Source organism: Turicibacter sanguinis (assembly GCF_013046825.1).
In the GTDB taxonomy this organism is placed as follows: Bacteria; Bacillota_I; Bacilli_A; order MOL361; family Turicibacteraceae; genus Turicibacter; species Turicibacter sanguinis.
Window position 1 is genome coordinate 2,220,195 of record NZ_CP053187.1, and the last position, 20,572, is coordinate 2,240,766.

General features: G+C 34.5%; 22 protein-coding genes. 14 read left to right on the forward strand and 8 right to left on the reverse strand.

The window, feature by feature from the left end; translation table 11 throughout:
* Positions 1–13: 13 nt before the first annotated feature.
* Positions 14–913, forward strand: coding sequence for an RluA family pseudouridine synthase (locus tag HLK68_RS10750; RefSeq protein WP_006784880.1), 900 nt, complete (start codon positions 14–16; stop codon positions 911–913).
* A gap of 22 nt (positions 914–935) precedes the next feature.
* On the opposite strand, the gene HLK68_RS10755 is transcribed toward HLK68_RS10750, so the two are convergent.
* Positions 936–1,334, reverse strand: coding sequence for a cytidine deaminase family protein (locus HLK68_RS10755; protein WP_009607312.1), 399 nt, complete (start codon positions 1,332–1,334; stop codon positions 936–938).
* 535 nt (positions 1,335–1,869) lie between these two features.
* Here HLK68_RS10755 and HLK68_RS10760 point away from each other — a divergent pair.
* Positions 1,870–3,186 (forward strand): M1 family aminopeptidase, encoded by a 1,317-nt coding sequence (locus tag HLK68_RS10760; protein WP_132942643.1) that lies wholly within the window; start codon positions 1,870–1,872, stop codon positions 3,184–3,186.
* Positions 3,183–3,809: a hypothetical protein gene (locus HLK68_RS10765; protein ID WP_006784877.1), complete on the forward strand. Its 627-nt coding sequence runs from the start codon at positions 3,183–3,185 to the stop codon at positions 3,807–3,809. The genes HLK68_RS10760 and HLK68_RS10765 overlap by 4 nt, the downstream gene beginning before the upstream one ends.
* On the opposite strand, the gene HLK68_RS10770 is transcribed toward HLK68_RS10765, so the two are convergent.
* Complete coding sequence (locus HLK68_RS10770; RefSeq protein ID WP_006784876.1) at positions 3,806–4,447, reverse strand: restriction endonuclease; 642 nt, start codon at positions 4,445–4,447, stop codon at positions 3,806–3,808. The genes HLK68_RS10765 and HLK68_RS10770 overlap by 4 nt on opposite strands.
* 83 nt (positions 4,448–4,530) lie before the next feature.
* Here HLK68_RS10770 and HLK68_RS10775 point away from each other — a divergent pair, with 83 nt between their 5' ends.
* Positions 4,531–5,328, forward strand: a complete 798-nt coding sequence (locus HLK68_RS10775) for a DUF92 domain-containing protein (protein ID WP_009607313.1) — start codon at positions 4,531–4,533, stop codon at positions 5,326–5,328.
* A 30-nt stretch (positions 5,329–5,358) separates the two neighbouring features.
* Here the strand turns inward: HLK68_RS10775 and HLK68_RS10780 are convergent, their stop codons facing one another.
* On the reverse strand, positions 5,359–5,550 hold the full coding sequence (locus HLK68_RS10780) for a hypothetical protein (protein WP_006784874.1): 192 nt from the start codon (positions 5,548–5,550) through the stop codon (positions 5,359–5,361).
* Positions 5,551–5,669: 119 nt separating this feature from the next.
* On the opposite strand from HLK68_RS10780, the gene HLK68_RS10785 reads away from it, so the two are divergent.
* From HLK68_RS10785 to HLK68_RS10810, 6 genes are all read left to right on the forward strand, one after another.
* Positions 5,670–6,251: a class I SAM-dependent DNA methyltransferase gene (locus HLK68_RS10785; RefSeq protein ID WP_006784873.1), complete on the forward strand. Its 582-nt coding sequence runs from the start codon at positions 5,670–5,672 to the stop codon at positions 6,249–6,251.
* Between the two features lie 43 nt (positions 6,252–6,294).
* Positions 6,295–7,290, forward strand: coding sequence for a sigma-70 family RNA polymerase sigma factor (locus HLK68_RS10790; protein ID WP_006784872.1), 996 nt, complete (start codon positions 6,295–6,297; stop codon positions 7,288–7,290).
* 100 nt (positions 7,291–7,390) lie between these two features.
* Complete coding sequence (locus tag HLK68_RS10795) at positions 7,391–8,176, forward strand: hypothetical protein (RefSeq protein WP_132942642.1); 786 nt, start codon at positions 7,391–7,393, stop codon at positions 8,174–8,176.
* A gap of 281 nt (positions 8,177–8,457) precedes the next feature.
* A complete protein-coding gene (locus HLK68_RS10800) occupies positions 8,458–9,162 on the forward strand; it encodes a pirin family protein (RefSeq protein WP_006784870.1) in 705 nt (234 codons plus the stop codon).
* 936 nt (positions 9,163–10,098) lie between these two features.
* Positions 10,099–11,112, forward strand: coding sequence for a UDP-glucose 4-epimerase GalE (galE, locus tag HLK68_RS10805; RefSeq protein WP_009607604.1), 1,014 nt, complete (start codon positions 10,099–10,101; stop codon positions 11,110–11,112).
* Positions 11,113–11,168: 56 nt separating this feature from the next.
* On the forward strand, positions 11,169–11,597 hold the full coding sequence (locus HLK68_RS10810; RefSeq protein WP_006783514.1) for a VanZ family protein: 429 nt from the start codon (positions 11,169–11,171) through the stop codon (positions 11,595–11,597).
* A 24-nt stretch (positions 11,598–11,621) separates the two neighbouring features.
* Here HLK68_RS10810 and HLK68_RS10815 read toward each other — a convergent pair whose 3' ends face one another.
* Both HLK68_RS10815 and HLK68_RS10820 read right to left on the reverse strand, forming a co-directional pair.
* Positions 11,622–12,116, reverse strand: a complete 495-nt coding sequence (locus HLK68_RS10815; protein WP_006783515.1) for a hypothetical protein — start codon at positions 12,114–12,116, stop codon at positions 11,622–11,624.
* A 146-nt stretch (positions 12,117–12,262) separates the two neighbouring features.
* Positions 12,263–12,913 carry a hypothetical protein gene (locus HLK68_RS10820; RefSeq protein WP_009607605.1) on the reverse strand — a complete coding sequence of 217 codons (651 nt, stop codon included), beginning with the start codon at positions 12,911–12,913 and terminating at the stop codon, positions 12,263–12,265.
* Between the two features lie 232 nt (positions 12,914–13,145).
* Here HLK68_RS10820 and HLK68_RS10825 point away from each other — a divergent pair, with 232 nt between their 5' ends.
* The 3 genes from HLK68_RS10825 (at position 13,146) to HLK68_RS10835 (ending at position 15,105) form a co-directional block, all read left to right on the forward strand.
* Positions 13,146–13,919 carry a polysaccharide deacetylase family protein gene (locus HLK68_RS10825; protein WP_229098567.1) on the forward strand — a complete coding sequence of 258 codons (774 nt, stop codon included), beginning with the start codon at positions 13,146–13,148 and terminating at the stop codon, positions 13,917–13,919.
* 101 nt (positions 13,920–14,020) lie between these two features.
* Positions 14,021–14,647 (forward strand): YkyA family protein, encoded by a 627-nt coding sequence (locus tag HLK68_RS10830; protein WP_132942770.1) that lies wholly within the window; start codon positions 14,021–14,023, stop codon positions 14,645–14,647.
* Positions 14,648–14,670: 23 nt separating this feature from the next.
* Entirely contained in the window at positions 14,671–15,105 is a 435-nt protein-coding gene (locus tag HLK68_RS10835) for a GNAT family N-acetyltransferase (RefSeq protein WP_006783519.1), read from the forward strand.
* Between the two features lie 35 nt (positions 15,106–15,140).
* On the opposite strand, the gene HLK68_RS10840 is transcribed toward HLK68_RS10835, so the two are convergent.
* Entirely contained in the window at positions 15,141–15,509 is a 369-nt protein-coding gene (locus tag HLK68_RS10840; protein ID WP_006783520.1) for a hypothetical protein, read from the reverse strand.
* 235 nt (positions 15,510–15,744) lie between these two features.
* Here HLK68_RS10840 and yjeM point away from each other — a divergent pair, with 235 nt between their 5' ends.
* Positions 15,745–17,229: a glutamate/gamma-aminobutyrate family transporter YjeM gene (yjeM, locus tag HLK68_RS10845; protein ID WP_006783521.1), complete on the forward strand. Its 1,485-nt coding sequence runs from the start codon at positions 15,745–15,747 to the stop codon at positions 17,227–17,229.
* Between the two features lie 36 nt (positions 17,230–17,265).
* On the opposite strand, the gene HLK68_RS10850 is transcribed toward yjeM, so the two are convergent.
* Together HLK68_RS10850 and HLK68_RS10855 are read right to left on the reverse strand one after the other, a co-directional pair.
* Complete coding sequence (locus tag HLK68_RS10850; RefSeq protein WP_006783522.1) at positions 17,266–18,600, reverse strand: TldD/PmbA family protein; 1,335 nt, start codon at positions 18,598–18,600, stop codon at positions 17,266–17,268.
* Positions 18,601–18,603: 3 nt separating this feature from the next.
* Positions 18,604–19,992, reverse strand: coding sequence for a TldD/PmbA family protein (locus tag HLK68_RS10855; protein ID WP_009607593.1), 1,389 nt, complete (start codon positions 19,990–19,992; stop codon positions 18,604–18,606).
* Between the last annotated feature and the right edge of the window lie 580 nt (positions 19,993–20,572).

The window sequence follows — 20,572 nt, forward strand, 5'->3', positions numbered from 1 at the left end:
TGTGGTGGAAGAAATGAACGTAACTCGTGAAGCAAATAACTTAAGATTTGAAATAGAAGAAAAACAAGCCGGGCAAAGTATCCGAGACTTTTTGATGACGTATCATCTTGCTCGTAAAAAGATTCATGAGTTATATATGTCAAAAAAGGTACAACTAAATGCTCAGATTGCTGATTTTAATAAAATTCTAGAAGTGGGCGATATCTTATTAATTCCCGTCTTTGAATCAGAGGGGATTGACTTCAAGCCACAAAAAATGAACCTTGATATTGTGTATGAAGATGAACATTTACTCATTTTAAATAAACCGGCGGGAGTGATGGTACATCCTGATCAAAAAGATGGACTAAATACGTTGGTGAATGGCGTAGCCTATTATTATGAGCAAAAAGGTTTCAATGAGCGGATTCGTTATATTCATCGGATTGATACTGATACAAGTGGTGGCATCATTTTTGCCAAACACTTTATGGCGCATAGCTTAATGGACTATCAATTATCTGAAAAACAAATTAGACGTTGGTATTTAGCTCTCGTCAGTGGCAATCTGAAAACGAGAAAAGGGCGTATTGATGCTCCAATCGGAAAGGATCGCCATCATCGTGCCAGACGTCGTGTCGCTAAAAATGGGGATCAAGCTGTGACTTTATATGAAGTCAAAAAACAATTTAAGACGTATTCACTCGTTGAATTAGAACTTAAGACAGGGCGTACACACCAAATTCGAGTTCATATGAGTCATTTAGGACATCCATTACTAGGGGATGTCTTATATGGAGGGGTGGCTAAAGTAGGAAAATTAAAACGCCAAGCCTTGCATTCAGCAAAAATTCAAATGCAGCATCCAATGACAAAGGAGAACTTATCATTCAGTATTCCAATGCCATTAGACATGCAATCTTTAATTAAATAGCATCAAAAAATGTCCGAAGTTCTTATTCAACTTCGGACATTTTTGATTGACGCCAATCATAAGGTAATAAATCAATCAGTTTAACCGCACGTTGACGATTAATTAAGACTTCAGCCTCAATGTTCGCATCATTTAATTGACTAATAAATTCACGACATCTCCCGCAAGGAGGAAGGATATTTCCACGCTTGTTAATTGCGACCATTTTAACAATTTCACTTTCACCAGCTGTAATCATGGCAGCAGCAGCTGAATGTTCAGCACAAAATCCCATTGAACAAGCTGTATCAATACAGACTCCTGTATAAATATGACCTTCTTTCGTTAAAATAGCAGCGGCAACACTTGATGCTTCAGCAGTAGATGATAGTCGTCTTGGTTTTAAAACGGCTTCCGCTTTTTCAATTAATTCTTCAAACATTTTAATCACTCCGATTCAAAAATCGTCAATTACCTATTTAAAGTTTATGCAATCATACTAAAAACATAAATCATGAAAGAATGTTGGTAAAAAGAAGCATATTGAGAACTCTAAATAGTGGGGTAAATAAGGTTAACATAATTTAAAAGGAAATGCAAGGGCTAAACATGGATTTTGAAGGATTTTAAAAAAATTAGTCTTTTAATGCCATTAAACTTAACTTTGAGTTTAAAGAGCGTTGATCAATTATTTTTTAAGTGATTAAAGAGGTGACTTTAAACGTTATTCAGGATTCAAGATACAAAGAAAAGGTCAATCAACTGGCCAAAAGTTTTCATCAATTAGGTGGTTCTAAAAAGCATCAGATTTTATTTTAGAAGTTAGTCGTCAATCTCACTAAACCACTCAAGGAAAGGGTTGTTTTTTTATTGAAAAATTACCGAATTTAAACAAAACAAACAGTCCTAGCAGAAGGTAATGTGGTAAAATAAGGTTAATGTTGTTTGAGATAACAGTTCAAGACTGGAGGGAAACGATGAATCGAATTTTACATTATCAGTTGAGTCTTGATGTTTTGCGACATGATGAAAAACTTAAAGGAAGAAGTATCATTCAAATAGAGGGGGAATCTGAAGATTCAACGCTTTTTTTCTTATTGTATCATGAGTTAAAAGTCCTCGAAATTAGGTTGAAGCAGGGTGCGCTCTTATCTTTTGAACAGGAAATTAAAACAGTTCAGACCAATTATCAAGTCAATGAAATCAAAGTCTTTTTACCTCAAGGAGATATTGACGAACTAGAGATCAAGTATGAGGGAACAATCAGTGGCTATGAATCAATTTTTCCATATATTAAAGATTCGCTTTCACCTGAGTTTTCAATCCTTCGAAATGATTGTCTCGTTTATCCGATTCTTGCGAAGGCGAATGAGGAAAGCATTAGACTTGGAATTTTAAATGAATTTCATTATGACATATACGTCACCGTTCCAATGCCTTATGTGGTAGCTAGTGGGGGACGATTCATTGGGGTTGAAAAAACACCTCAATTCCAAACGTATCATTATAAAAGTCATCGCAAAATGTGGCGAATTGACATTTGTGTGGCCAAGTATCAAATCATTGAAACTGAATCTATTCGGTTATTTGTCTTTGAAGAAGATGTCAAGAGAACATATGAAAAAGTTATACTAGAATTAAATCGAGTCTTTGAATTATTTGAACAACGATTTGGATGTTGTGAACGGGTGGTACCATTTAGTATCATTGAAATTAAAGAGGGATTTGGTTCTCAAGCAGGCGAAGATTATTTATTGATGGAAGAGCATGGATTTAAAGAAGGTAAATACGATCACACACCTCTTTATCATGAAATTGGACATGGGTGGAATCCTCGTGTGAACCATGAAATGAGAAAAACGCGTTTCTTTGACGAGGCCTTTGCCTCCTATTTTGAAGCCATTGCAATCAAGAAATTTTATGGAATAACCCGATATGAGGAAAAAATGGAATCCTATCGACAATCTTTTTTGCAAAGGGTTCAATATGATCGTCTAAATCTCGAACCGATTTGTGATTACGGTCAATATAATATTTCGTATAATAGTTATACAAAAGGGCCGTTTGTTTTAGCAGCGTTAGAATCGTTAATGGGAGAAGCAACGTTTAATCGATTTATTCAATTACTTATTCAAACCTCTAAAAAGCACCCCATTGATTTTAATGACTTTCAAAAACTAGCTGAAAATGTTTTATCCTATGATTTATCGACGTTTATGAATGATTGGATTTATGGGAAAGAAGCCCTTGATGCGTTAATAAAAAGGTATTTCGATGGGGAGGGTCAGAGATGAAAATTGAAAAAGTACCGAGTGGCAGTTCAATGTTTCAGGTTCATCTTCAACTTCATCATACGTGTTTTAAGATTCAAGAAGAAGATGAGGTCTATGAATACGCATTTGATATTTTAAATCAAGAACAAGCGTTATTATATGCGAGTACTGACCATTATTTAGACGAGGTCATTGAGGAATTTTTGTTTTACAGTGGCTTTATTCATGTCATAAAAGATCAGCAAGGCACTCTTTTATACGAGGCTCCTCCTAAAAAACGATTTAAAGTGTTATTAAGTGAGATTCAACCGAGCCAATTTTATATTAATGAAAAAAAGTTAACAGAGTTAGCAACCTGGGTTAAAAGTGACAAAGATATTTTGATTCCTGTAACAAAGTTTCAGGGTCAATGGGTTGCACTAGATGGACATACTCGATTGAAGCTAGCACAGTTGTTAAACATTAAAGAAGTTTATGCATATGAAGAAGAAACAGATGCATATATTGAGGACTTTGTTTTGTTTTGTAAAGAACAACAAAAAGACTCCATTTACGATCTTCCGATTATTTCAGAAACGGAATATGAAGTCTTATGGAATCAATTTTGTGAAAACTATTTTAAGTTTTTGAATCAAGAAAATTAAATAGTTGGATTTAACACAAACGTCTCAATTAATTCATCACCATTGATGATTTCAATCGGTTTATTTTGAATGAAGCTATAGCATTCAGGATTAAAAGTTCCAAGGGTAACAAAAATTCCGTGATTCACTTGGTTTTGTTTCATTTTTAAGTAAAGACGATCTAAGTAAGCCTGACCAATGCTTTGATTTTGGCCTAATAAACAAGAGACCAATACTTTGTCGTCATCTAAATACATTTCAAGATCATAAAAATGTTGATTCATGTGTGGGGTTAAAAAGACGCGTTTATAACCTTTAGCACGGAATAAATCAGCAACAAGTTCCCCAAAATCATAGGGATTCATGGATGCGATTTTATCTTTTAGTTGAGATTTTTTAAACGTTAATTGCTTCATTTCTAAATCAAGTACTTCTTTTTCTTGCTTTAATTCTAATGAAAAAGTATGGTATCTTAGGATACAAATTAATAAGAAGCATCCAACTAAAATAAGCAATGTATATTGTGTTAAATCCCAGTTTTTGATTGAAACGTTCAGTGTATAGCGAATTTGAAATAAGAAAAAGATAGAAAGTAAAATAGATAAATAGAAAAAGACGGTAAACTTAATTTTACTTTCTTTAAATTGTTTAGAAGACATTATCATCACTCCCAAAGTCATTTGCTTATATTATGATAAGAAAAAATGATATTTATACAAATAATGGACAAATGAGGTAAAAAATGAAATTCTTTTTAATTTTAATAGGAACTATTTTCTTTTCAGTAGTTGCCTATTTAGCGAAAGCTCTAACTTTATCCGGTGCTATTTTGGCCTTAATAGTAGGCATTTTAATAGGATTAGGTGGCGGCATGTATGGATATGGGTTGTTAGGATTATTTTTTATTAGTTCGATGTGGTGGTCTTACTACAAGGAAGAAAGAAAATATCATCTCTATCATTTGCATGAAAAAGGAGCTAAGCGAGATAGCATTCAAATCATATGTAACGGTGGAATTCCAGCGCTTTGTTGCCTAGGCTATGGAATCAGTCACGAAGAAGTCTTTTTAGTTGCAACGGCTGTTAGTTTAGCCAGTGCAACGGCAGATACATGGGCATCAGAAATCGGTGTTTTAAGCTCACATCCACCTCGCTCTATTTTAAATTTTAAGCCATTAGATAAAGGGTTATCAGGTGGGGTCTCAGTTATTGGAACCCTTGCTTCAATTGCTGGTGCTTGTTTAATTGCTAGTTTTAGTGCCACTTGGTTGACGGTTTTTAGCCTTTCATCACAGACTTGGGGCACGCTATTTTTAAGTGTTTGTCTCCTAGGAATCCTAGGTTCAATTCTAGATAGTTATCTGGGGAGTTTAATCCAACCTAAATATGAATGTGTGGAGTGCCACCTTATAACAGAGCGACGTCTTCATCATGATCAACCAACGAATTTAGTAGGCGGTTGGTCATTGATGAATAATGATTGGGTTAATCTATTAAGTCAATTCATCGTGACGTTACTTGCGTTCCTCTTGATGAAATAAAAAATCCCCTACTTTCGTAGGGGATGTAAGTTAGTGTTTTTGATTCATTTGACGTGTACGTCTAGTTTTGGCAGATTCTGTATAACGGGCGGCTTCAGGCGTTGATTTTTTTACATCGATACGAACATCAGCCACGTTACCTGTTCCAAACTCCACATCTGATTTTTCTTTAACACTTTGCATAGAGGCGTTCATTGGAGAACCCATTTCATTTTTACCCATTTTAGATCTTCCTTTCAAAATTCCATTATATTTGATTTGGAATTTTGATATTATTATGTGAGAAAAGAGTGATAATTATTGAAAGAAATTAATATAATCAGAAGGGAAATGGTGCTAAGATGACATTAGACTTTTATAATCAACATGCAAAGGAATACTTTTTTCAAACGGTTAAAGCAGATTTGAGCGCGACTTATAAAAAGTTTTTACCGTTTATAAAAAAGGAGGGATTGATTTTAGATTTAGGGTGTGGATCAGGTCGTGATAGTTACTATTTTAAACAAAATGGATATCAAATCGTAGCTGTAGATGGGTCGAAGGAATTAGCGACGCAAGCTAGTCTTTTACTTGGACAACCTGTCTTAAATCAATTATTTGAAGACATACAATTTAACGAAGAATTCGATGGTGTTTGGGCCTGTGCATCTTTATTGCATGTTAGCGCTAAAGAGTTACCATCAATTTTAATTAAAATAAGAGAGAGTTTGAAAAAAGAGGGTGTATTTTATATCTCAGTGAAAGAAGGGGAAGGAAGTGGGGTTGAAGACGGACGATTTTTTCAATATTACTCACCGTCGCAATTTCATCACTTAATTAGCCAATGTGGTGGATTAAAGATTGAGACAGCTTGGAGTCATACTGAATTAAGAGATGAAGGAAATAAAGTCGTTTGGCTCAATGTCATTGGCCGTAAATTATGAGATGAATAGGATTTGATTTCGATAAAAAGAAAGGACGTATCGGATGAATAGCATGGGGGCAATGAATCAAAAGAAACGTACTAATACAAAAAGAAAAAACGTTATTAATGACTCAATGAGAGGGGAGATTAATAGCAAGATGGAAATGGAAGAAACGAAATCAACAATTAGTCCAGTAGCAGGAAGTGCGCATAATTTATTAATGCGTAAACATACCAATGAGTATCAACATAATTTAGAATATTTAAAAAAATACCGTTTAGAAAATGATGAAACAGCACTTGAATGGTTAATTTTTAATAACACCAATTTAGTTCATAAAATTATTGGACGTTATACAAAGTTTTATCATCATAAATTAGATTACGATGATTTATTTTCAGTGGGACTTGAAGGGTTAATGAAAGCCATTGAAAAATTTGATTTTACATTTGATAATAACTTTTCAACTTATGCGACTTACTGGGTTAAACAAGCAGTAACTCGTACGATTGCAGATGAAGGGTTCACGATTCGAATTCCCGTTCATATGTTTGAATCGATTAATCAGGTCATGCGATATGAACAAAAAGCGGACCAAGAAGATGAACCCGTTGATGTAGATAATTTATGTGGAGAATTAAAAATTCCAATTGAAAAATACGAAGCGGTTAAGCGTGTGCAGACTTATATGTTAAAGCCAACATCATTAAATGGATTTGTATCTAAAGAAGACGAAGATACTGAACTTCAAGATTTAATTTCAAATGAAAATGAAATGTTAGTTGAGGGAATGTCGCGTATTTATGATAATCCTGAAAAACAAGCGATGGATGAAGATTTAAAAGCATACATGGATAAAATGATTTTAAGTTTAAATCCACGCGAACAATTTGTGATTATTCATCGCTTTGGATTAAATGGTGAAGAGAAGAAAACATTAGAAGAAATCGGTGAGATTGAAGGCGTAACACGTGAACGTATTCGTCAAATTGAAGCAAAAGCAATGAGAAAATTAAGAACATTATTGATGCGTTATAAAGAATACTTAGTTAATTAGATTAAAAAAAGAGACGATTTTTGTATTTAGTGCATAAACGTCTCTTTTTTTGAGTTATAATGTAGGTTGAATAAAAATAAAAAAGTAAAGGTGAAAATAAATGATTCCAATTGATGCACAAACGCCATTAGATGTGTTTGAATTTGATGCTTTAGTTTATTATCCTGAATCCACGGAGCTATTCCCTTATGGAGTCGTTGTGAAGAGACTGCGAGAGTTTCAATTTGCCATTGGCTGTTTGAATTTTAAACCGATGCCACGAGTACCCAATCAAGGGGAGTTATTTTTAAAAACGCCTGGATTTCTTTGGACCTGTCCAACGCTTTTAAAAGAAAAATTTTTAGATAACCAAGTCACAATTCGCGATGTTCTCTCGCATTATCTGCAGGCAAATATTGAAATTGGATTAATCAATACAGCGTTTCAACCTTTGAATGTCTCTGCACTCCTCGAGCTATTTCCAAGAGAGTTGCTAATCATTCCACCACTTAAAACAGAATTGTTGGAAGAATCTAAAACTTTACAAGAAGTTGGGATTCATGAGTCTATCTTTTTCAAAGATTCTTATGGTGGAGAATGGATTCTGAATCGGAATAATATTTCAACGGTTTGTTTAATTCGAATTGCTTTACAAACAGACCCTATTAAGTTGAAAATTCTTTCACAAGCCTATATCATGAATGAAATGACTTTAAACCTGGTTCGAGAAAATGAAAATCCAGATGAGTGGGATCAGTTGACTCTAAGAGAGTTATTAGAGTTAAAAAACTGGCTTGAAAATTATACGGCATTTCATCCATTATCGAAACCGTATAAGGATGCTTTTCGTACTCATTCTATTGAAGATGTTGAAGCTTGGATTAGTATGCTTAAATTTTCAAACTAAATGAATAAGTAAGTCAAAAGAGGAACGAGAAGATTCAATGAGTCTTAACGTTCTTTTTTTATCTGATGATAAAGAAAATACTAGTTTGATGAAGTGAGAAGTCATCATAAACAGAAATAAGATTCAAAACTAAAAGCTATTAGCAAGAGGGAGTATCATTTAAGTTTTGCAAAAGATTCAATGATTTTAAGGTTTGTTTGAATTTGGAAGTAAAGTTTTGGGTCGATTTATGATAGAATGGGGTATATTGCACAATTAGTTGAGGGAGGAGACGGGGCAGCATGATTAAAAAAATAGACCATACCCTCTTAGGGACAGCCTATCACACGTGGTTACAAAGTCTTTTTCATTTTTCTTATGCAGATTATTACCAACCCTATATTAATAAGTTTGGCGTAATCCGTGTTATTAATGATGATATTTTGCATGTAAATAGTGGGCATGATTTACATAAACATAAAGACGTAGAAATCATCACTTATATGATTTCAGGGGAGTTAACACATACCCCTAAGATTGGGATGCCAAAGAAATTAACGCGTGGGGAACTTTATTATATGAGTGCAGGTAGTGGAATGGAGCATGCGGAATTTAATTGGGGAGAAAAACCAGTTCGTATGATTCAACTCTGGATTAGACCGAATCAAAAAAATGTGGCGCCAAAAGTAGAATATGGATGCTTTAAGCGAGAGCAACGATTTAATCAATGGCAAAAAATCGTGAGTGACTTGGAACATGAGGCTCCCATTCAAATTCATCAAGAGGTTAATATTTGGGTTAGCGAAGTTGAAGCTAATCGAGACCTTGATTTTGACATTTTAAAAAATAGACAAGCTTATCTGATTCAATTAGAAGGTGAGTCTATGATTAATAACATTGCTATGTCAGAAAAAGATGGCATGGAAATTTTTGAAGAGCCGATTAAGATTAAAACGGTAAGACCGTCTTTATTTATGATAATTGAGATGAATATAAACGGGAAGTAGCACATAAATATAAAAGCGACATAGAATATATTGTCCCACAGCAAAACACACGATCAATCGGTTTCCTGGGCTAGGATTAAAAAGATCGTGTGTTTTTTTTTTTTTTTTTTTTTTTTTTTTTGAAAAAAGCTTAAATTAAATTAAGAATTAGGCTTCTACGACTTTAGCTGTAATTAATGGTAACCATTCAACAACAGTTTGAATGATGACTTCGTCTTGAATTTGATTAATATAAATACTTCTGATGATAAAATGACAATTTTTTTGAATTTGATATTGAACATTTTCCAGTTATTTTAATAAATTTTGCAGGTTAGTCATTTCTGAATTTGATTACTGTGATTAAAAATAATGGCTTGAATAGCTACTTGAAAGGATAATTGAATTGCTGTAAAATCTTGAATTTTCGTTGATTAGGGGTGACGTTATAGCTATCTTTAAGAATCATACGTTATTGATTAATTTGAAAGGGTTGAAGGGATTCAATCCTTTTTTGAATCCTCTTAACGTTCTCATCGTTACCATTAAAATTAAAGGCAATCACAATAGCATTAAGAGCAATTTGAAGAACGATAAGAATGAATCATTTTGGTTGTGAAATAGTTGCAGAATTAGAATCTTTAATGAAAATCCTTTGTGATTGAGCTTGTATGATTTCTGTCGTTATTTGAACAGATTTAATTGGACGGTAGTCTGGATATTTAAAATATACAGGTTTTAAAAACTTTGGAGTGTGAATATCCAGAAACTCTTTTTAGAGGGAGAAAGGATGAGACATTCTAAACGAGATTTAAAAAGAAGGAAGGTTTGAAAATAAGTAAAATTATGTTAAACTATTAGAGACTGATGAAGAATTTATCAGAAAGAGATAATAGTAAGCGAATAATTAGGGTAGCTTATTTATAGTAGAGGTGTAAATCAGAAAGGATGAAGGTCATGAAAGTATTAGTAACTGGAGGAGCTGGATACATTGGACGAACAGTTGTATCAGCACTTGAAGAAAATGGGCATATCCCAATTATTTTGGATTCATTAGTGACAGGGCGTCTTGAATATACGGAAGGAAAAATCTTCTATAAAGGAGATATCGCGGATCGTGATATTTTGGCGCAAATTTTTAAAGATCACCCAGAAATTAAACATTGTATTCACTTTGCAGCTTTAATTGTCGTGCCAGATTCAGTGGCTAATCCTTATGAATATTACACGGAAAATGTTGCAAAATCACTAGATTTATTTAAAAATTTAAATGAGTTTGGATGTAAAAATGTTATTTTCTCATCATCAGCATCAGTTTATGATGTAGTTGAAGGATTCAAAGTAACAGAATCAGCGCCATTAAAACCATCAAGCCCTTATGCACGCACAAAATTTATGATGGAAATGGTGTTAGAAGACTTCTGTCGTGCGTATGGAATGCACGGAATTGCACTTCGTTACTTTAATCCAATCGGGGCAGATCCAAAATTACGTTCAGGCGCACATGTTCAATTTCCTTCACACGTATTAGCGAAATTATTAGAAGCGGCATCAAGTGAAGACGCATTATTTAATATCACAGGTGTTAACTGGCCAACACGTGATGGATCAGGAATCCGTGACTATATCCATGTCTGGGATTTAGCGATGGCACACGTTAAAGCGGTTGAAAACTTTGATCAAGCATTCGCTAAATCAGAAAATCCAGAAGAATCATACTTAGTGATTAATATTGGAACAGGAAACGGGGTAACGGTTAAAGAACTAGTTTCAATTTTTGAAGGGGTCTTAGGCCGTCCTGTCAATAAGGCGGAAACAGAAGCACGCCCTGGAGATGTGGCAGGTGCTTATGCAAGCTGTGACCGTGCTAAAAACTTAATTGGTTGGGAAGCACAGTACTCAATTGAAGATGGAATTCGCGATGCATTCCGTTGGGATGAAATCCGTGAAACGATTTTAAATTATAATTAAGGTAAAAATCCCTCAAGGTTGATTGAGGGATTTTTAAATCAAATAGAGGTAGAGATATGAAACGGTTTATCAAATGGGGAGCGATGATTGCTTGGATGATTGTCATTTTTAGCTTTTCAGCGCAAACCGGTGAACAATCTTCACAAAGTAGTGGACTCATTGAGCGATTATTAGCTCAGTTTAGTTTTATGCCGAATCAAATCTTTGGCCTAGACATCCAATTTATGATTCGTAAAACTGCTCATTTTTCAGAATATTTTATTTTATATTTATTGATATTTAATGTCATCAAGGAATATCAACCAAAGAAACAATCACTTGCCTTTAGTTTAGTTGGTGTCTTTTTATACGCGTGTAGCGACGAGATTCATCAGGCATTCGTTCCAAGTCGTGCCTGTTTATTTACCGATGTTTTAATTGACACGGCAGGTGGAACCCTGGCGATGATTCTAGTGGCACTCCTAAAGCGAAATAAAAAGGTTTAAAGTTTGTGTACACTTTAAACCTTTTTATTTTGGTGGAGAACTATAAGTGTCAGATTGAACAAAATGAGTAGAGTTTAATTTTTCACTTGCTTCGGGACAACACGTCATCAATATTTCTTGCATCTGGGCCATTGTTTTTTTCATCTCTGCTAATTCTTTTTTTAATTCTTCTTTTTCAAGATCAGCTACCTTATCACTTCGACGATCTTGTAAGACCTGAAGATAGAGACCTTGAGCGGCGATATACTCTATATTCGTTCCAATCGATTCGAGAAAGACCCCAATGATATTTTGCTCATCTGGGTATTCGGCCTCCTTAGCAATGAGTACCGCAATTAGAATACTTAAAATCCAAAAGGTATACGGATCAAGAGATAGGAGATAAGGGAGAAATTTAGGACATTCTGGTGGAACAAGATCTTCGGCATCAAGGGTTTCAAACGAAGCTGCTGACTCATTCTCAAGTCCAATATCAGAAACAGGTGGTGGTGGTGGGGGTGTTGGAGGAGTTACACGCATAAAAAATCCTCCTTTAAAAGAGATTTTAAATTAGGTAATATCGTGATAAACAAAGAAATGGACGATACCCTAATTTTAGTTTATGTTTAGGTAGGGGAACGGTGAATAACAAAAGACATGATTCCAAAGAATCATGTCTTTTGTTATTAAAGTTGACGATTATAAAATTGAACAAATTGACTAATTTCGTCGTAAAGTAATCCATTATCGACAATATACCAACTGCCTTCGATATTTTTTAGTTTAAACGTGTTAATCATTTCGGTTGAATCTAAGTCCTCACACGAATTATTAATCATCTCATTCATGGTTGTCATGAGCGAGGTTTTCGCATTAAAGTCTTCGACATTCGTTGAGGCATAATGTTGACGATAGACTGAAATGACGTCTGGTAATGATAACTCGAGGAGTTCAGTGTAATTAGGAATGGTCATTTTAACAGCGACAGTTGCATCTTCGTTAACTTGCTGAACTTCTAAGATTTCATAAGTGGAGTTATTAACAATTGCCGCTAAATAATGAAGAATCAAAAAGTTTTCGAATGGAGAAGAGGCAAAGGGGTCTGTTGCAATATAACTTGCTGTATAATCTGTCGCCATTTGAAAAGCAGTAAATTCATGATATTTTGATATGTTTTTATCTTGGAGTGAATTAAGTGCTGCGATGACTGTTTCAACCGGTTTATGATCGGAATGATTAGCGACATAAGAAACGGGATGTGTTGATCCATTTGAACGACTACATCCAATAAGGATAAACAGATAAGCGATTAAGAGGAAACGGAATTTTCGTTTCAAAATGAACCTCTCCTTTATCAGAAATATATTTTATAGTATTTACAATAAATTCAATATTATGATAAAAAAGGTTGAATAAAAATAAAAAAAATATGAGAAAAAGTTTTGTTGAAAAATGCATGAATGAGTTGAAAAAAATAGAAAATATAAGGTATACTAAGTAATATTAAATTATATATTTTGTATATTATTAAAATATCAGTTTACTTGTAGCAGATAGGGATGACGATAAATGAAAAAAATAATGTGTTGTTTATGCTTAATGATTTTATTCATAGGAAATTCTTTCGTTATGAGAGCCGATGCAAGGATATTATTAGAACAAATCAATAATAACTTACCGGATCATTCTTATTTTCAAGAGCGAGAAATACCACTAAAGTGGAACGGAAAAGAGCTAAAAGTGGTGTATTTGACATTTGATGATGGTCCAAGTAAACGAAGTGAGGAATTTATTGAGATTTTACAACGCTATGATGTCAAAGCGACCTTCTTTTATATTGGATCAAATGTTTCAAGATATCCAGACACTGTTAAAGCGGTACATGAGGCAGGTTTTTATATTGGTCTTCACTCAATGACACACGATCGTCAAATTATCTACAATCCAGATACACCTGAGGCGCTAACGCAAGAATTACTTCAAGAACAAGATTTGTTAGAGGGGATTATTGGGGTTCGACCGACTTTGTTTAGACCACCTTATGGAAGCGTTCCAGGCATTACACCAGCGATGGCTGATTCATTGATTGAGCATGACTTTAAAATATGGGACTGGACCATCGACTCGAAAGATTGGAAACAAAAATCAGCTAATGAAATTTTAGAAACCATCAAAAAACAAACCAATGCTCCGGTTGAAATTGTTTTAATGCATGAAAAAGAACTAACGCTTGAAGCATTGGCAAACATCATTGAATTTTATCAATCTCAAGGATATGAATTTAGAATGTATGATTCAAATCACCATCTAATCAATAATTTTTTAAAAGACAATAGACTTTAATGGAAAAATTTTTAAGGATAAATGGTAATGATGTATGTTAATTTTAAAATTGGATAAAATAAACAATAAGTTTTTGAAGTATTAAAGGAGCGTTGAATGCAATGAAAATAACGAGAATTATACCGATTTTATGTTTGTTACTTTTAGTAGGTTGTGGAGGTAAGGGCGAAACACAGGTTTTTACGATTTTAAATGATCAAATTGTCAGTCAAAATAAATGTAATGAAAATAATACCCAATTAACTGATTTAATGGCTAAAGAAACAGAGATTTATAATCGTATAATTGAAAAAGGAACAGATTCTTTTGATGATATCAAAGGATTTGTTGAAGAAGGCCAACAAAATGTTGAAAATAGTAAACAATTATTAAGTGAATATGATTTATGTATTCGTGGTGCCTTAGTTGATCAAAATAAGTTAATAAAAGAAAAGGATAAAGTAAAAGATAGTACAGCTTTACAAGAGGCAACGATGTTAATTGAACAATATACGATTTATGAATCAAGTTTAGTGGATTATGTCGAATCATTAATCCGTTTAAATGAGGCTCAAGCTCAATTTTATAATCAGTTGAATGAATCAACGGATATTCAACAAATGGAAGCTCTTGTGACAAATATTAATACAGCCATTGATGAGGCTAATATAGCCTCTGAAACTCATCATGATGCATTAATTTCGTTTAATGAGTTATATAGTAACTATTATGAAACCTATATTCAATAAAAAAGTGAAAGGAGGGATTTGAGATGGAGATTGTTTTAGCAAGTACTCAAAAGCATTTTGCAGATGTATTTCGAATTCGTACGAATGTCTTTATTGGAGAACAGCATGTTCCAGCACAGGAGGAAATTGATGAATTAGATCAATTTGTACCTATTTTAGTGGCATATGAGGGGGATATGGCGTTAGGCACAGCTCGTGTGATTGAAACAAAAGAAGGATATGCCAAAATTGGTCGAGTGGCTGTCTTAAAGGAAGCGCGTCAAAAAGGCGTGGGGCGTGCCTTAATGATGGCAGCTATGGAATATATTGAAGATAAGATGTCAGTGAATCAGATTAAACTAGATGCTCAGATTAGTGCCCAAAAATTTTATGAGTCTTTAGGATTTATAGCTCACGGTGAAGTCTTTTTAGATGCAGGAATTGATCATATTTCAATGGTTAGATTTATTAAAAGATAAAAAAAGCAATGGATGCAGGGCATCTATTGCTTTTTTTAAGTAAATGAAAGTTGTGTAGAGGAAGTCAAAGAAGAAGGATTAATATGATAAGCCTGTAATTCGGGTTGGCTATTTAACAGTTGGATAAATTCTGTAAATTTGTCTGCATGGTTTGCAATATAGCTTAAACGCTCTTGAATTTCGTTTTCTGTTAGCGGGCGCAGTGAATATTCTAAAATAAACGAAGAATCATCACCAGTTGTAAAACAAACTTCATATTCACAATGAACTCTTTCAATAATATGCGATCTTTTTACGAATCCAAATCGTTCAATTCCCAAATCTGAACGGTGAAGATCTTTGTTTTTGAAAGCTATTTCTTGGACAAATTGAAAAGATTTAAATATAGGTTGTGGTTCTAACATGTAACATCCTCCTGAACTTGTATCATCATGAAAACATTTTTCCATATTTAGTATACTAAAAAGAGGTTGTCGGATGATGTAAAAAGTGCGAAAATATGTAAGTACTATATGACAAAAAACGACATGAATAATTTTTTATGAGCTCGTTAAAAATATAGTATCAACATTAATCGATGCTAATAAACTTTTTATTGGCAAAATAGATGAAGTTTTTGTTAGAGAGAAGGTAAGAAATATGTCTCAACGTCAAAGTGGTAAATTGACTTTAATGTCATTAATACTGATGATTTTTACGTCAGTTTTTGGATTTGCGAATATGCCACGTGGTTTTTATTTAATGGGATATGCTGCTATTCCCTGGTACTTGATTGCAGCCATTACGTTCTTTATTCCATTTGCATTTATGATTGCTGAATTTGGAGCTGCGTATAAAGATTCAAAAGGTGGTATTTATTCGTGGATGGAAAGTTCAGTCGGGCCACGTTATGCATTCGTCGGTATTTTTATGTGGTATGCCTCTTATGTAGTTTGGATGGTCAATGTGGCCTCAACTCTTTGGATTCCACTTTCTAATGCCATATTTGGAAAAGATACAACCGCATCATGGGGTGTCTTTGGATTATCTAGTACACAAGTGTTAGGAATTTTAGGTGTTTTATGGTTAATTCTTGTTTTATTTTTAATTTCGCGTGGACTTGAAAGTATTAAAAAGGTTACCTCAATTGGTGGATCAGCCGTTGCGTTATTAAATATTATTTTATTAATTGCAGGCATCGTGATTTTAATTTTAAATCATGGACAATTAGCACAACCAATTCAAGATGCTGCTCATGCTTTCACTGTTTCTCCAAATGCTAAATATACAAGTAATATTGCGATTCTTTCTTTCTTAACCTTCGCAATTTTCGCTTTCGGTGGAACAGAAGTTGTCGGTGGATTAGTCGATGAAACAGAAAATCCAGAAAAAACATTCCCTAGAGGATTATTAATTGCAGCAGGTGTTATTTCACTTGGATATGTCATTGGAATTTTTATGATTGGGATTTTTACAAACTGGGATTCCGTTCTTTCCGGAACTGGGGTTAACAATGGTAACGTGACATACATTATCATGCAAAATCTTGGATATGAGCTTGGGTTGGCACTAGGATTTGCTCAAAGTACAGCCTTAACCATTGGAGCATGGGTAGCACGTTTCGTTGGATTATCAATGTTTTTAGCATTAAGTGGGGCCTTTATGACATTGTCTTATAGTCCGCTTAAACAATTAATTGAAGGAACACCTAAAAAAATCTGGCCTAAGTCAATGACCGTTATTAAAAATGGGATTCCTATAAATGCGATGCGTGTTCAAGCCGTGATTGCGATTGTTTTAATTTTATTAGTGTCATTTGGTGGAGAGTCAGCTTCAGAATTCTTTGATAAATTAGTCTTAATGACTAATGTTGCCATGACGATTCCATACTTATTCATCGCGTTTGCCTTTGCTTCATTTAAGAGACGTGATGACATTCCTAAACCATTCGTCATTTATAAAAGTAAAGGGTTAGCCATTACGATTGCGTATATTGTGACAGCAGTTGTAGCGTTTGCGAATATCTTTACAATTATTGAACCTTTAACATCTGGTGATTATGTTAAAACAATTTGGATGATAGCTGGACCATTATTATTTGGTATTATTGCTTTATTATTATATGGACGTGGAGAACGTCAATAACCAAAAAGGACCTATCAGTAATGATAGGTCCTTTTTTTATTCTCCAGCAACTATTAATGATTTAATGTAAAGACTTGGTGATCCAATATTTGATGGTCCAAAATCTAAATCATTTCCAATAGCTTCAATTTGTTGAAGAAGATCAAAGAAGTTTCCTGCAATGGTGATTTCATGAATAGGATCATCTAATTTTCCGTCTTTAATCAGAAATCCACTTGCAGAAAGTGAAAAATCTCCTGAGATTCCATTTAATCCAGAATGTAGTCCTTGTACATCGGTAATATACAGTCCGTTTTGAATGATTGTTAATAAGTGATCAAATGAAGTTTGAGTTGGCTTGATGTACATATTAGTAGGTGAAATGTTGACAGAACTTTTAAAGCTTGAGCGTGAAGCATTTCCAGTTGGTGCTACGTTAAACGTTTTAGCTGTTGTTAAGGAGTGAAGATAGGTATTAAGCACCCCATTTGTCACGATTTCTTTTGTATACGTTGCGACGCCTTCACCATCAAATGAAGAACTTCCCATTCCATTTTCTAAATGGGGATCATCAATGATACTGACAATGGGACTTGCAATCACCATTCCAACTTTATCTTTTAAACGCGATAAATCTTTTAAAATGGCTTCGCCTGAGAAAATATCGCTCATGGCTTCTAAAATATCTCCAGCAACTAAGTTGCGAAGTAAAATCGGGTAAGTTCCTGATTTTACTTTTTTAGCGCCTAATTGAGCTAAAGCACGCGAGACGATTTTTTTAGCAAATGATTTAGGTTCATAGTCAGTAAAGTTTGTGCTAATGATGAAGTCTCCATCTGTTTTATTTTCACCATTTTCTGTGACAAGAACACTGACATACGTATAGGCGAAGTTTTGACGCTCTGATAAATCTAATCCCTTTGTATTTTTCAACATGATTTCTGAGGTACCATTAGAAAAAGCACAGTAATTAACCGATTTAACGCGAGGATCGAGTGCAAAACATTCTGATTCCACTGCTTTTAGGAAATTAATTTTTTCAAGTGGCGTTATTTCATTAAAGGCCGGATGATATAAATCAAGCGTGGTATAAAACTCATCACCACCATAAAGTTCTTCATTTTCCGATTTTTCTAAAATAATGGCATTATTAATGACACTAGAGATAATGAACGGAATGGAAGAATCATCACATTTTTCAGTATAGGTATAACCCATTTTTCCTTCATAAAGGCCACGGAAAGATAGACCTTGTGTGACAGATACTGAGTAGGAATCCACGTTTTGCTCGAACACCTTGCATGAAAAGTTATCATTTTTCACGACATAAATTTCCATATCTGTTAATCCGGCAGCATGTCCAGCTTCAAATAAAGTATTAAAGTTAATCATTGCTTATTCCCCCTTTGCTCCACCAACTGTAATTTCTTTAACACGTAGGGCAGGTTGACCGACATCCGTTGGAATTGAGCCACTTGAAGCCCCACACATTCCTTGTGCTCGTGCTAAATTTTCACCGACCATATCAATTTGATGTAAGATTTGAGGTCCATTTCCGATTAAAGTAGCTCCACGAACGGGTTCTGCGATTTGACCATTACGGATTATATAACCTTCGTTCACTGCGAAGTTAAAATCACCTGTTGCAGGATTAACAGAACCACCACCCATGCTTTTAGCATAAAGACCGTATTCAGTATTTGCGATTATTTCTGCACGTGTATGAGGTCCGTTAGCGATAAAGGTATTGGTCATACGAGAGGTTGGAGCAAATCGATAATTTTGTCGGCGTGAAGAACCGGTAGAAGCCATATTCATGCGACGCCCATTTAATTTATCAACCAGATAGCTTTTTAAAATCCCATTTTCAATTAAGACGTTACGCTGTGTTTTCGTTCCTTCATCATCGACATTCAGTGATCCCCAAGCATTTGGAATCGTTCCATCATCAATGGCTGTCACAAACTCACTGGCTACCTTTTGACCTAATTTACTAGAAAAGACCGACAAGCCTTTTGAAACGGAACTAGCTTCGAGCCCATGACCGCAGGCTTCGTGGAAAATCACGCCTCCGAACCCGTTATCAATCACAACTGGCATTTTACCACTTGGGCAAAGCCCAGCCTTTAACATCGTAACAGCTTGTCGAGCCGCATCTTTTGCATAGAATTCAAGGTCAAGATTTTCAATAAATTCAAATCCTTGATGAGCACCAGGTCCATGAGATCCTGTTTGCATCTCAGATTCATTTGAGGCAACAGCTGTGAGATACATACGTGTATATGTACGTGAGTCTTCAACAAGAGCTCCCTCAGAGTTAGCAATCAAAACATTTTGTTTTTTCTCAGATAGATTAATCGAGCTTTGAGAAATAGAAGCATCATAGTTTTTAATCCATTCACTCGCTTGCCGCATTTTTTCAATTCGTCTTGAAGCAGGAACATCTTCTAAATTTAATTTTATAAGATGTTGATTTACAATCTCTTGACGCACTAAGTTTAAGGGTTTTATAATTTGTTGACCAACTAAAGCTTGTGCAATTTCACGTGCGGTTTTGAGTAAGTTTTCGCGAGTGGAATCATTGGTGTAACCATAGACACAATTGGTTCCTTGAAACAATCGAATACCAACTCCATAGTCTTCACCACGATTAGCTTTATCCACTTTTCCTCCCACCATCGTGATGGTTTGAGAATCGGTTTGCTCAACGTAAAGTTCGGCAAAATCAGCGCCCATAGATAAGGCTTCATCTAACACATCTTGAATTAACAAGTGATCTAGCATCTAGTTACTCCTCCTTTGAAATAATAAGACGATGATTGCTCCCTATCAAAGTTATAGTCTGGGATCTTCATTTCCCAATCCTAATTAGTGTCTGGGGTTACAGGTCTTTTTATTTACAGTTTAAGATATTATACCACATTCTACTAAAATCTAAAGAAGGTTAATAGAAAAAATTACCAATTAAAGATGGGTTTGAAAAATGATCGATCATTAATAAAAATATCAAGTAAAGAAAAAAGGATGTATGATTCAAAACACGTAGAGGAGAAAGGTGACTAATCAGTCTTATATCTAGAGGATGATTCACTTTATATATGTGGAAGTAGATTTAGGCTTGGATTGGTACAAAAGTAAATGACGCCGTTGGCAGAGCAAGAAATACTAGAAAAAATATCAAAATCAGAGGGTGATAAACAACCGGATAAACTCAATGAAAATATGGGGGATGATTAAATGAATTAGCATTTCGCTGTTATGAAAAATTGGAGTTAAAAAAGCAGTACGAATGCAAGCGGCTCGCATGATGTCAAGCAGACAGGGATACTTTTTTGATGAATAGCTTTTAAAAGGAGTGATAAAC

Coding starts and splice junctions, on each gene's coding strand:
- HLK68_RS10750 (WP_006784880.1), top strand. CDS start 14: ATGAACGTAACTCGTGAAGCAAATAACTTAAGATTTGAAATAGAAGAA.
- HLK68_RS10755 (WP_009607312.1), bottom strand. CDS start 1,334: ATGTTTGAAGAATTAATTGAAAAAGCGGAAGCCGTTTTAAAACCAAGA.
- HLK68_RS10760 (WP_132942643.1), top strand. CDS start 1,870: ATGAATCGAATTTTACATTATCAGTTGAGTCTTGATGTTTTGCGACAT.
- HLK68_RS10765 (WP_006784877.1), top strand. CDS start 3,183: ATGAAAATTGAAAAAGTACCGAGTGGCAGTTCAATGTTTCAGGTTCAT.
- HLK68_RS10770 (WP_006784876.1), bottom strand. CDS start 4,447: ATGTCTTCTAAACAATTTAAAGAAAGTAAAATTAAGTTTACCGTCTTT.
- HLK68_RS10775 (WP_009607313.1), top strand. CDS start 4,531: ATGAAATTCTTTTTAATTTTAATAGGAACTATTTTCTTTTCAGTAGTT.
- HLK68_RS10780 (WP_006784874.1), bottom strand. CDS start 5,550: ATGGGTAAAAATGAAATGGGTTCTCCAATGAACGCCTCTATGCAAAGT.
- HLK68_RS10785 (WP_006784873.1), top strand. CDS start 5,670: ATGACATTAGACTTTTATAATCAACATGCAAAGGAATACTTTTTTCAA.
- HLK68_RS10790 (WP_006784872.1), top strand. CDS start 6,295: ATGAATAGCATGGGGGCAATGAATCAAAAGAAACGTACTAATACAAAA.
- HLK68_RS10795 (WP_132942642.1), top strand. CDS start 7,391: ATGATTCCAATTGATGCACAAACGCCATTAGATGTGTTTGAATTTGAT.
- HLK68_RS10800 (WP_006784870.1), top strand. CDS start 8,458: ATGATTAAAAAAATAGACCATACCCTCTTAGGGACAGCCTATCACACG.
- galE (WP_009607604.1), top strand. CDS start 10,099: ATGAAAGTATTAGTAACTGGAGGAGCTGGATACATTGGACGAACAGTT.
- HLK68_RS10810 (WP_006783514.1), top strand. CDS start 11,169: ATGAAACGGTTTATCAAATGGGGAGCGATGATTGCTTGGATGATTGTC.
- HLK68_RS10815 (WP_006783515.1), bottom strand. CDS start 12,116: ATGCGTGTAACTCCTCCAACACCCCCACCACCACCACCTGTTTCTGAT.
- HLK68_RS10825 (WP_229098567.1), top strand. CDS start 13,146: ATGAAAAAAATAATGTGTTGTTTATGCTTAATGATTTTATTCATAGGA.
- HLK68_RS10830 (WP_132942770.1), top strand. CDS start 14,021: ATGAAAATAACGAGAATTATACCGATTTTATGTTTGTTACTTTTAGTA.
- HLK68_RS10835 (WP_006783519.1), top strand. CDS start 14,671: ATGGAGATTGTTTTAGCAAGTACTCAAAAGCATTTTGCAGATGTATTT.
- HLK68_RS10840 (WP_006783520.1), bottom strand. CDS start 15,509: ATGTTAGAACCACAACCTATATTTAAATCTTTTCAATTTGTCCAAGAA.
- yjeM (WP_006783521.1), top strand. CDS start 15,745: ATGTCTCAACGTCAAAGTGGTAAATTGACTTTAATGTCATTAATACTG.
- HLK68_RS10850 (WP_006783522.1), bottom strand. CDS start 18,600: ATGATTAACTTTAATACTTTATTTGAAGCTGGACATGCTGCCGGATTA.
- HLK68_RS10855 (WP_009607593.1), bottom strand. CDS start 19,992: ATGCTAGATCACTTGTTAATTCAAGATGTGTTAGATGAAGCCTTATCT.